Source organism: Fulvivirga sp. AWR4_260, from assembly GCF_056158185.1.
Map to the genome: position 1 here is coordinate 4,113 of NZ_JBSWSU010000017.1, position 880 is coordinate 4,992.

The following is an 880-nucleotide window of genomic DNA, read 5'->3' on the forward strand; positions in this document are numbered from 1 at the left end:
TAAAACATAAACGTATTGCTAAGGTTAAGTTTGTCATACTCGTGTGCTCACCCAGCACCTTAAGGGAAAGGATATCCCCATTTTCTAGCTTCAGCCTTCATCAGCTCGGGCGAATCCTCAGGGTAATTATCAACGTCATTAGAGCTTATTGCCACAAAACCAACGCCTTCAGAAATGTAATCTTCGGCCAACCTCACTAACTCTTCCTGAATATGTTTAACATATGGGGAGTGGTTACAAACAAACATAATAACCGTTGCCTTCTCCCCACCACGTCATCCAAAGAAACAGAACGCTCGGAAATAGCATCGAATAATTGAAAAAAAGGAGCTTCCGTTCCTAGAGGAAGCATATTAGAAGGTGTAAGTGCCATATAAATTAAATTTAAGGTAAAGTTAAAAAAGTTAAAGCCATTACTAAATACAAATATGGTAAAAGGCGGTATTCAACTTTTGATAAAGGATGGAGATATGCCTAGTTTTACATAAAAAAGTGAAAATAGGTTTACTTTCAGATACACACGGACATTTAGACCCTAAAGTTTTTGAATACTTCGAAGACAGAGATGAGATATGGCATGCAGGAGATTTCGGCCCCAACGTATTAAAACCATTACAAGATTTTAAACCTACCCGCGGGGTTTATGGAAATATAGATGACCAGGCTATAAGAAATGAATGTCCTGAACATTTAAAATTTCAATGCGAAGGCTTAAAAGTATGGATGACGCATATTGGTGGGTACCCTCCAAGGTATAATCGCACCGTTAAACCTCTTTTACAACAAGACCCACCTGACCTTTTTATCTGCGGGCATTCTCATATTTTGAAAATAATGAAAAGGTGCTGGGTGAGCACACGAGTATGACAAACTTAACCTT

The 880-nt window shown here is 38.4% G+C and carries 2 protein-coding genes; one reads left to right on the forward strand and one right to left on the reverse strand.

Going from position 1 to position 880, the window contains the following annotated elements; translation table 11 throughout:
• Positions 1–59: 59 nt before the first annotated feature.
• Positions 60–248, reverse strand: coding sequence for a thioredoxin domain-containing protein (locus ACXACQ_RS23610; protein WP_474978511.1), 189 nt, complete (start codon positions 246–248; stop codon positions 60–62).
• A 244-nt stretch (positions 249–492) separates the two neighbouring features.
• On the opposite strand from ACXACQ_RS23610, the gene ACXACQ_RS23615 reads away from it, so the two are divergent.
• Complete coding sequence (locus ACXACQ_RS23615) at positions 493–867, forward strand: metallophosphoesterase family protein (RefSeq protein ID WP_474978512.1); 375 nt, start codon at positions 493–495, stop codon at positions 865–867.
• Positions 868–880 lie beyond the last annotated feature (13 nt).